This window comes from Micromonospora acroterricola (genome assembly GCF_003172955.1).
Classification (GTDB): Bacteria; Actinomycetota; Actinomycetes; order Mycobacteriales; family Micromonosporaceae; genus Micromonospora; species Micromonospora acroterricola.
On sequence record NZ_QGKR01000144.1, the window covers coordinates 22,605 to 30,943 of the forward strand.

The 8,339-nt window shown below is 68.4% G+C and carries 6 protein-coding genes, 2 tRNA genes and 2 pseudogenes; 6 read left to right on the forward strand and 4 right to left on the reverse strand.

From position 1 onward, the window contains the following. The first annotated feature begins 111 nt into the window (after nucleotides 1–111). From DKT68_RS07150 to DKT68_RS07170, 4 genes are all read left to right on the forward strand, one after another. Nucleotides 112–939: an MBL fold metallo-hydrolase gene (locus DKT68_RS07150; protein ID WP_236646764.1), complete on the forward strand. Its 828-nt coding sequence runs from the start codon at nucleotides 112–114 to the stop codon at nucleotides 937–939. 76 nt (nucleotides 940–1,015) lie between these two features. Then, entirely contained in the window at nucleotides 1,016–1,993 is a 978-nt protein-coding gene (locus tag DKT68_RS07155) for an aldo/keto reductase (protein ID WP_109816625.1), read from the forward strand. A 291-nt stretch (nucleotides 1,994–2,284) separates the two neighbouring features. Further along, the gene (locus DKT68_RS07160) at nucleotides 2,285–3,259 is read left to right on the forward strand and encodes a D-2-hydroxyacid dehydrogenase family protein (protein ID WP_109816626.1); all 975 of its coding nucleotides are present in this window, start codon (nucleotides 2,285–2,287) and stop codon (nucleotides 3,257–3,259) included. A gap of 822 nt (nucleotides 3,260–4,081) precedes the next feature. After that, nucleotides 4,082–4,306 (forward strand): GntR family transcriptional regulator, encoded by a 225-nt coding sequence (locus DKT68_RS07170; RefSeq protein WP_109816628.1) that lies wholly within the window; start codon nucleotides 4,082–4,084, stop codon nucleotides 4,304–4,306. A gap of 319 nt (nucleotides 4,307–4,625) precedes the next feature. Here the strand turns inward: DKT68_RS07170 and DKT68_RS07175 are convergent. Continuing rightward, nucleotides 4,626–4,922: pseudogene (locus DKT68_RS07175) on the reverse strand (transposase); the annotation flags it as partial. A gap of 222 nt (nucleotides 4,923–5,144) precedes the next feature. Next, the gene (locus DKT68_RS30880) at nucleotides 5,145–5,465 is read right to left on the reverse strand and encodes a ricin-type beta-trefoil lectin domain protein (protein WP_146218308.1); all 321 of its coding nucleotides are present in this window, start codon (nucleotides 5,463–5,465) and stop codon (nucleotides 5,145–5,147) included. A 696-nt stretch (nucleotides 5,466–6,161) separates the two neighbouring features. Here DKT68_RS30880 and DKT68_RS07180 point away from each other — a divergent pair. Further along, nucleotides 6,162–6,737, forward strand: coding sequence for a DinB family protein (locus DKT68_RS07180; RefSeq protein ID WP_109816629.1), 576 nt, complete (start codon nucleotides 6,162–6,164; stop codon nucleotides 6,735–6,737). Nucleotides 6,738–6,939: 202 nt separating this feature from the next. On the opposite strand, the gene DKT68_RS07185 is transcribed toward DKT68_RS07180, so the two are convergent. Next, nucleotides 6,940–7,012 (reverse strand) — tRNA-Arg (locus tag DKT68_RS07185). A 35-nt stretch (nucleotides 7,013–7,047) separates the two neighbouring features. Next, nucleotides 7,048–7,138: transfer RNA gene (locus DKT68_RS07190), tRNA-Ser, on the reverse strand. 742 nt (nucleotides 7,139–7,880) lie between these two features. Here DKT68_RS07190 and DKT68_RS07195 point away from each other — a divergent pair. Next, a pseudogene (locus tag DKT68_RS07195) lies at nucleotides 7,881–8,339 on the forward strand (hypothetical protein); the annotation flags it as partial.

An 8,339-nucleotide genomic window follows, 5' to 3' on the forward strand; every position in this document is an offset into this window, starting at 1 on the left:
TGCCGTCGACCGGCGGCACCTCTTCGAGCGCGAGGTAGGACCAATATGGCCACAACGACCGATTTCGACCGTGTACGGCTGACCAGCGCACCGCGTGTTCGTTCGCTCCAGATGGGTGAACTGAAGATCACCTACGTTCCGGACGGGCTGGCGCTGTGCAAGCCGAGCGGCTGGCTGCCCGCCGCCACCGACGCGGACTGGGCAGGCAACCCCGATCATCTCGACGACGGCGGCTTCCTGCCCGCAGCCGTCGGCGGGCTGCTGGTCGAGCGGGGTGACCGGGCGCTGCTCATCGACACCGGGTTCGGACCCGAGTCCCACCCCGACGACCCGGCCAACCCGATGCTGGGAAGCATCTACGGCGGTGAGCTGCTGAACGGCCTGCGCCAGTTGGGCCGCGAGCCGCGCCAGATCGAGGCCGTCGCCCTCACCCACCTGCACCTCGACCACCTGGGCTGGGCCTGGAGCACCGAGCCTGGCACCGATGCGCCGCCGTTCGCGCACGCCCCCCACTTCGTCGCGGCACCCGAGTGGGAGCGGCGCGACCTGGCCGCCGGGGCCGGGGCGACCGAGGAACGTCTGGCCGCCTTCGCACCGCGCGTCCGTACGGTCGAGGACGGCGAGGAGATCTTCCCCGGCGTGCGGGCCTCGTTCTCGGTCGGACACACCGTCGGCCACATCACGTACACCATCACCGGCGGCGACCGGCGGCTCATCGCGTTCGGCGACGCAATGCACGCGCCGGTCCAGGTCACCTACCCCGAATGGGGCTGCGGCATCGACCACGACCCCGCCGAAGCCGCCGAGTACCGCCGCCGCCTGGTCGAAGAGCTGAGCCGCCCCGACACCATCGGCTACGGCAACCACTTCGCCGACGTGGTCTTCGGACGCGCCGAGCGCCGCCCCGACGGCCGGTTCACCTGGATCCCCGTCGCCTGACCGTCCCACCCGAGCGGCGGAGCCGCTCGCAGTACCCAACAAGTCGTACGAATTGCTCGAGAAACGGAGAACTGTCATGAAGCACATCAAGCTGGGGGACCTGGACGTCTCCCGCATCGGTCTGGGCTTGGTATCGATGTCCTACGCCTACACGGGAGCCGGCACGGACGACGCCGAGTCGATCCGCACCATCCACCGGGCCCTGGAACTGGGCGTCACGTTCCTAGACACCGCCGAGGTCTACGGCCCGTACATCAACGAGGAACTCCTCGGCAAGGCGCTCAACGGCCGCCGGGACCAGGCCGTCGTGGCGACGAAGTTCGGCATGATCTCGCATGCGGGCGGCGGGGCGGGGCAACTCGACAGCAGCCCGGCCAACATCCGCACCGCCGTCGAAGGCTCGCTCAAGCGGCTGGGCACCGACTACATCGACCTGTACTACCAGCACCGAGTCGACCCGAACACGCCCATCGAGGACACCGTCGGGGCGCTGGCCGAACTGGTCACCGAGGGCAAGATCCGCCACATCGGCCTGTCCGAGGCCGGACCGGAGACGATCCGCCGAGCCCACGCCGTGCATCCCATCGCTGCCGTCCAGTCGGAGTACTCCCTCTGGACCCGGCACCCGGAGGCACAGGTGCTGCCCCTGCTGCGCGAGCTGAACATCGGTTTCGTGCCCTACTCGCCCCTGGGACGCGGATTCCTCACCGGGCAGATCCGCTCGACCAGCGGCTTCGACGAGACCGACCTGCGTAAGAACAACCCGCGCTTCACCGGCGAGAACTTCGAGCGCAATCTGCGTCTCGCAGACGAGGTCCAAGCCGTAGCCGCCGAAGCGGGTACCACCCCGGCGCAGATCGCACTGGCCTGGCTGCTGACCCGGGGCGACGACATCGCCCCCATCCCCGGCACCAAGCGCGTGGCACGCGTCGAGGAGAACAGCGCTGCGGACGCCGTGGAACTGACCGCCGAACAGATCGAGAAGCTCGACAACCTTCCTCCCGCTGTCGGCGACACCCACGACGAAGCCGCCATGCGCCTGTTGGAGCGTTGACCCCAGCCCTCGGCTGTGACCGTCGAGCGGTTCGGTGCGCAGCGTGCAGATAGGCCACTGCGCCTGCACGCTGCGCACCACGGAGCCCGGCGGCCTCCAGGACACTTCAGGTGCTGGGAGACGGTTGGCTTGCTGATCTCCAGCGGCTGAGCCAACTTCCCAGAGTGGCCGGCCCGTGGCTCCGGCCGCGCCAGCATGGCGCGTCGGCCTGCGTCGGTCAGAGCGCCAAAGACCGACACTTCGGCAGATCCTTACCAAGCACTTCTCTGGATGGAAGGCGGATTGTTCGTCATGTCAACTGATCTTCGCTGCGCCGTGCTGGACGACTACCAGGGCGTGGCACTCGGTCTGGCGGACTGGTCCCGGGTCCGGGCCACCAGCTTCCGCGAGCACCTCACGAGCACCGACGAGCTCGTGGCCGCCATCCACGACAGCGAAATTGTGGTCGCCATGAGGGAGCGCACGCCGTTCCCTGCCGAGGTGTTCGACCGTCTGCCCCACCTGCGGCTGCTCGTCACCACCGGCATGAGCAACGCCGCCATCGACCTGGAGGCGGCGCGGGCGCACGGCGTCACGGTGTGCGGCACGGGCGGCGGCTGGACCTCGACGGTCGAGCTGACGTGGGCACTGATCCTCGGCCTGGCCCGCCACCTGGTGCCCGAGGCGACCGCGCTGCGCACCGACGGTCCCTGGCAGCACACCCTCGGCGCCGACCTGCACGGACGCACCCTCGGGCTGCTCGGCCTGGGCAGGATCGGGTCGCAGGTGGCGGCGGTCGGGCGGGCGTTCGGCATGGACGTGCTGGCCTGGAGCCAGAACCTGACGCGCGAGCGGGCCGAGGAGGCCGGCGCGCGGCTGGCCCCCGGCCTGGACGCCCTGCTCGCCGGCTCCGACGTCGCCTCCGTTCACCTCGTGCTCGGCGACCGGACGCGCGGGCTCGTCGGCGCGCGGGAACTCGCGCTGATGAAGCCCACCGCCTACCTGGTCAACACCTCGCGGGCGGCGATCGTCGACCAGGCCGCCCTGGCGTCCGCGCTGCGCGAGGGGCGGATCGCGGGGGCCGGGCTGGACGTGTTCGACGAGGAGCCGCTGCCCGCCGGCCATGAGTTCCGTACGCTGCCGAACGTGCTGGCCACGCCGCACCTCGGCTATGTCAGCGAGCTGAACTACGCGACGTTCTTCCGGGACGCCGTGGATGACATCGGCGCCTTTCTCGACGGCAGCCCGATCCGGGTGCTCCGGGGGGCATCTCAGCTTCGCCCGTGACGAGGCGGTCCCTGTCTCGCAGTGGGATCGGGTCGCGGATCCGGGAGGACGGGATGGGCCAGCCATCACCAGAGGCTGTCTTTGGCGACTCTCCGTGAGGGTCAAGCAGTGTCAGCGGCGGGTCGCGCATCCGTGAATGCACGAAAATACGCCCCTCCAGTCGATCGCTACCGATCGTCAAAGTGCCTTTCCACTGGTCACTGCCTTGATCATGCTGTGCACCCGAAGGGACTCGAACCCCTAACCTTCTGACCCGTAGGCGCCCCTTGGACTAAAGAGATCCCTTACGGCCGTACGGCGCGAGGCTTCCCCGAGCCCTTCCGCCCGGGGGCAGGCTCCCTACGGCCAGAAGGCGCGGCCGGACGGGGCGACGGGGAGAGCTTCCGGAGACCGGCTGGCTGAACGAAGAGTTTCCGCCGGGCTACCGCCTCGCCCCGGGCGTCTAGCTGGTACCCCTCAATCCAAGCCCACCCGTCGTAGGTGATGCGGTCCGTCAGTACGCGGATGAGGCGGAACAAGATCGGAGTGGAAAACTGGACGCTGGCCGCCTGCGTGATGTGGAGGAGGTCCCCAGCCCGGAGGTTCACCGGTTCTTCACCGCCCGCCAGACGATGATCCGGGCTCGGGCGAGGGCTACGTTCGGGCACCACCCGTCCGCAGAACAGTCGGGGCACTTCCGCTGACGGTGGGCGTCGAGCGTGCCCCAGGCCAGCTCAACCAGGAAGGGAGGTTCGCGGCGCACCATACCCCTACTTTACTTGCATTGCTTGTAAAGCTACGCCCTCTCGTGTGTCCCGAATTCGCGGGTGGTCAACTTGGCCCATGCCTCGCGCTGAGCCGATGTGGAGGGTCGTCCGCGACGACCTCCGTGCCCGGATCAGCGCTGGCCTCCTAAAGCCCGGCGACAAGCTCCCCAGCACCCGCGAGCTAGCCGAGCAGTACGACACCAGCCCGGTCACCGTCCGCAAGGCCGTGGACATCTTGATCGAGGGCGGGGAGCTTCTGGGCCGGCAGGGCCTGGGCGTCTTCGTCTCCGAGAAGCCCTAGCCCCTCTGCCCCTCCCGGAGGAACGCCGATCGGCCTCGACTCGTCACCGAACGGTCGGCAATCAAGCTCGACCTTGACGACCTCCAGGATCTCCATGCCTTTCGCCCAGCGAACCGCTGGCGTTGTGTCGACCCAAGTTGGCAAGCACGAGGCTGATGACCCACTGGACTTTGCGCAGGCGAGTGACGAGGACCTACGCCTAGTTCGCTTCACCACTGCATCTCCAGTCGACCAGGTCGTTCTGACTCCAGACAACGGCCGAGTGTGTGTGCCGAGACGAATGACCCTGCGACAGTTCGACTAGGGCCTGTCCTGTCGATCATGGAAGCCAGATGATGGCGGCGATGAGGACGAGGCTGGCCTGGTAGAGGGACGCTCGTTTGGCGTAGCGGGTAGCCAGGTCACGCCACTGTTTGAGCCGGTTGAAGCAGCGTTCCACGACGTTGCGTTTGCGGTAGACCTGCTTGTCGAAGGCTGGTGGTCGCCCGCCGGCGCTGCCTTTGGAGGCGCGGCGGGCGACCTGGTCGCTGCGTTCGGGGATGACGTGTCGGATGCCTCGCTGCCGCAGGGCTCGGCGGGTCGAGTCATGCGCGTAGCCCTTGTCCGCGACGGCTATCGACAGTTGCGCCGCTTCGCCGGCCGTTGGCCGCACGCGGTCAGAGCCTCAGTGATGCGGTCGGTGATGGTGGCCTTCGCGCGGTCGATGCATTTGGCAGTCGTCCGCGTTGATGACCTGCCGGTGATCCCGGCACCGGTGGCCCCGAACAGGCTGTACCGGCGGCAGTGGCGCCAGCACAGCCCACTCGTGGTTCGTTAAATCTTCTCGTGCTGCACAGGTCTAACGAACGAGCCTCACGGCCGGCGAGGCCGAAGCTGAATCAGCGGGACCTGCGGTGGATTTCCAGAACCACCCCTGATTAGTGGGCGCGGTTGCCGAATTGTATAGAGACACCTTGCGGGTGAAGTCCGTGACCAGGAGACCGTTGGTGTTGGCGCTCCAGACCCAGCCGTAGTCGGACGATGCCTCCCACCGGAACTCGGCTTTGGATCCATCGCAGGAAGCGCTGATTACCCGATAGAAGTCCTGTTGCTTCAGGCAGCGTCCGGTTGCCTCGTTCTGCAGCATAAAGGTGCCCGGGTAGGCATCGAGAACCTGCATTCGCCACCTTTGCGGCCCATCGCAGCCGGTAAAGGTGTAGACGCTGGTGCTCCAGTCGGTGGCCAGGCAATGCCGGGTTGCCCCGTTGAACAAGTATCTCCACGACGTGTAGGTGTCGGCGCTAGCCGGTGCGGCGGACGAGACGACCAGGCTGCCAGCCGCTGCGATGCTAGCCAGCAGTCCAGCAGCAATACGTCGTAGTCGAGGCTTCATTGCAAATCTCATGTCACTCGCTCTCGTTGCTCATCGCACGGACGAATTCCATGATCGCCGCCGAGGCGAGTGATTGCTTGACGCCTGGTGCCAGGCTGTTGACAATCCGTGCCGAGTTGTCGGATGAATTGTCCCGAGATGCAGCGCTGCTGGGGTGAGCCCGGGCAACGACGGACTGTTCCGGCAGGTCAGCCATACTGTCGGCGCAGGTCACAGCGGCACGCTGGGTCTTGCGGGACGACGGGGTCAAGCTCCGCTGGCGGGACGACCCGACCCTCGGCCATCCATAGCGCGTCGGATGGCCGCACGAAGAAGCATGAACCTCAGCCCGGTGAGCTCTTCCGCGGTGTGCCCGGCTTCACCGCCGCCGGTTCCCCCCGATCGCCACTCTGCCGTACGGCCTAGGGCGTGTCCTGCCGATCATGGGCCTCGGTGGATCGTCCGGGGCAGCGCCGACACCCAACCGGATGCCATAGTGCCGCGATGAAGGCAGACCTGCACAGTTACTTGAAGGGCGGCCGCGACGCGCTGCTGTGGAAGCTCGACGGGCTCGGCGAATACGATATTCGGCGTCCGTTGACCCGGACCGCAACCAACTTGCTCGGGCTGGTGAAGCACTCGGCGGCCATGGAGATCCTCTACTTCGGCGTCGTGTTCGGCCGGCCGTTCGAGCAGGAGCTGCCGTACGTCGGCGACGGAGCGGAGACCAATGCCGACATGTGGGCGACCGCGGATGAGACCCGCGAGGAGATCGTCGCACTGCACCGTCGCGCGAGCGCCCACGCCGACACCACCATTGAAGCCCTTGCACTGGATGAGGTCGGCCGCGTGCCGTGGTGGGGCGATGCAGCGGTCACGTTGCACCACGTCCTGGTCCACGTCATCGCGGAAACACAACGGCACGCAGGCCACGCTGACATCGTGCGCGAACTCATCGACGGCGCGGCCGGGCTGCTGCCCAGGAACGACAACCTGCCCCCCGCCGACGAGGCATGGTGGCTGGACTACCGCCAGCGAGTGGAGCAGGCCGCCCTCGACGCCAGCAAACCCAGCAACTAGGTTTCTGTCGATCACGGGAGCACGGCGCCTCCAACTGTTCCCGGAAGAGGGCTGCGGTTACGGATCTTGAGGTCACGCTCGCAGGCGTTGAGGTGGAGCGAGTTGATCTTGCCAATGCACGGGAAGTAAGAATCTGTAGCGCTGAGTGGCCAGACAGAAAGAAGCCCCCTACCGCCTTGAAAGGCTGGTAGGGGGCTGTCTGTGCGCCCGAAGGGACTCGAACCCCTAACCTTCTGATCCGTAGTCAGATGCTCTATCCATTGAGCTACGGGCGCAGGTGCTCAGCCAGTGTACACACCCGGCTTTCGCGCGGAGACTCCGGGATTCGAACCCGGGAGGGGCTTTAAGACCCCAACCGCATTAGCAGTGCGGCGCCATAGACCAGACTAGGCGAAGTCTCCCTGGTGGCCCGCAGACCACCGCGCCCGAGGATACAGGTCGTCACCCACGGGGAGCAAAACGACTTCCGGGGTACGCCCGCCGAGGCCGCCGAACCCGGTGTTTTCACGCTGTGCGCGGGCGTGATCGGGACTACGCTCCATCGATATGCAGGAGCAGCCGCCCGCCGAGCCGACCCGCCGAGAGCCTGCTGACCGAGTGCGCCGGCGCTCCCCGCGGGCAACCTTCACTCCGCCGACGGCTACGGAGCAGTCCGTGGAGAAGGCGGCCCCGGCAGCGACCCCGGCCACCCAGCGTCCTCGGCGGCCGAAGCCCGCACCGGCGGTGGTCTTCCAGCCACCGGAGCCGGATCGTCCCCTGCCCCGACAGCCGGTCCCCGCACCCACCGACGCGAGCGGCGCGACGGGCGTCAACCGGGACGCTCCACCGGCCAGCCCGGCGGCGAGCGTGGACCGGGCCGACCCGCCGAGTCGCCCAACGGCGGGCGTCGACCAGTCGGGCCAACCGGACGCTCCGGCAGGAAGTGCGGACCAACCCGCCAACGCTGATCCGATTGAACAGGGCAGTTCGGCGACGCCAGCGGACGCGGGAGCATCCGAGGGCAGCTCTCAGCAACCGGCCGCTCCACCGGTTCGGACGCCGAAGGCCCGAGCAAGCCGAGGCGCCCCGGCTCGCAAGGCCGCCGCGCGGGAGGCAGCCGCCGCCCCGATCGCTGAGCAGACGCCCACGACGCCGTCGGCCGAGGTGACCCAGGCCACTCCGGCCAAGCGCGCCGCGCGCTCGACCGCCACCACCCCGGCCAAGCGCACCGCGATCCCGACCAAGCCCACCGCCACCCCGGCCAAGCGCACCGCGACCCCGGCCAAGCGCGCGGCGAGCCCACGCAAGAGCGCCACACGGAAGCAGACCGCTCCCGCACCCGCTACCCCGGCGGAGCAGACCCCGACCGAGCCGAGCCGGCCCGAGCGGACCCCGACCGAGCAGGCCCGGCCGGAGCAGCCCCGGACCGAGCAGGCCCGGCCGGAGCAGCCCCCGACCGCACAGGCCCGGCCCGAGCAGCCCCAGGCCGAGCCGACACCGTCCGAGCCGACTCGGGCCGCGCAAACACCGCGGCAGCAGACCCCGCCAGAGCCCGCCCCGACCGAGCAGCCTCGGCCCGCAGTCGCGGCCAACCACCCCGCCCCGACGGCCCCGACCCAGAGG

Bases quoted from the DNA above. Each gene is read 5' to 3' on its own strand.
- DKT68_RS07150 (WP_236646764.1), top strand. From the start codon at position 112: ATGGGTGAACTGAAGATCACCTACGTTCCGGACGGGCTGGCGCTGTGC.
- DKT68_RS07155 (WP_109816625.1), top strand. From the start codon at position 1,016: ATGAAGCACATCAAGCTGGGGGACCTGGACGTCTCCCGCATCGGTCTG.
- DKT68_RS07160 (WP_109816626.1), top strand. From the start codon at position 2,285: ATGTCAACTGATCTTCGCTGCGCCGTGCTGGACGACTACCAGGGCGTG.
- DKT68_RS07170 (WP_109816628.1), top strand. From the start codon at position 4,082: ATGCCTCGCGCTGAGCCGATGTGGAGGGTCGTCCGCGACGACCTCCGT.
- DKT68_RS30880 (WP_146218308.1), bottom strand. From the start codon at position 5,465: ATGCAGGTTCTCGATGCCTACCCGGGCACCTTTATGCTGCAGAACGAG.
- DKT68_RS07180 (WP_109816629.1), top strand. From the start codon at position 6,162: ATGAAGGCAGACCTGCACAGTTACTTGAAGGGCGGCCGCGACGCGCTG.